The organism is Paenibacillus sp. P4_E11 (assembly GCF_056401635.1).
Window position 1 is genome coordinate 1 of the sequence record NZ_JBFUIX010000544.1, and the last position, 1087, is coordinate 1087.

Annotated in this window: 1 protein-coding gene; it reads left to right on the plus strand. The window is 47.1% G+C overall.

The window, feature by feature from the left end:
- Window positions 1–402 precede the first annotated feature (402 nt).
- A partial coding sequence (locus tag AC1DWB_RS35895; RefSeq protein WP_477545831.1) for a response regulator occupies window positions 403–1087 on the plus strand: 685 nt, incomplete at its 3' end.

Consider the following 1087-nt stretch of genomic DNA (forward strand, 5'->3'; position numbering starts at 1 on the left):
TTCCTGAACACTCTGTGAATCTTCATCGAATATATACCGATGGAGAGAAAGCGGTTATGACCGGTGAAGTCGTCATTTCCATCTTCGGCCCACGTTGATTATCAGGATGTATCGAGCAGCCACTGGGCAGCGAGTGGCGGTTATCCAGATGGTACATTTAATCTAACTGGTACTTCGGGGAACAACTGGCCGGATGTTCAGGCAAGCTTCTGGGCGTATGAACACATCGAGGAAGACTCCAGGAATCATAGTTACATAGCCAGTTCTGAGGGCGGCGAGCTATGGACGGCTCACTAAAAATCGGTATGAAATGAATGTATCGTCCACCCTAACTAATGATGGGGTGGACTCCTTATTTCCAATCGGGCAGTTAATAAAAGATAGTAAGGTAGGGATCATCCAATGAAAGCCATACTAGTTGACGACGAAACTTTAGCTCTGATGCAGCTTCAGATTATGCTGGAAAACGAAGTGGATGGAGTTGAAGTTGCAGGGACCTATACCGACCCCTTACAAGCTATTGAACTCGCAAGGGAGCTTCAGCCGGATGTGGTGTTTCTCGATATTAACATGCCTGGAATCGATGGTATGGAAACGGGGAAGCGGTTTCGCGCAATTCTGCCTCAAGTAGAGATCGTATTCGTTACCGGGTATAGGCAGTATGCGCTGGATGCTTTCGAAGTCAGCGCGCTGGATTACATCATGAAGCCGATATTATTGGAACGATTGCGGAGTACGGTAGAACGTTTGCATATGAGGTTAGGCACGAACGTAACGAAACAAGCGGAATCCCGATTCGCTACGGTAGGCTGCTTTAATCATCTTGTATTTCAACCCCCTGGAGAGGAACCTCGAGTAACCAAATGGCGGACTGCTAAGGCGCAGGAGTTGTTCGCTTATTTGCTGCATCATCGCGATCAGTTGATCGATCGTGAAGATATCATCACGATGTTATGGCCGGATATGGATATGAGCAGGGCTACGCAGCAGTTGTATTCGACCATCTATCATATTCGTCAAACCTTGAAACAAAGTGGGATCAAGAGTATCTCGATTAATAGCATGGGCGTTGAGAGAGGTTATGTGC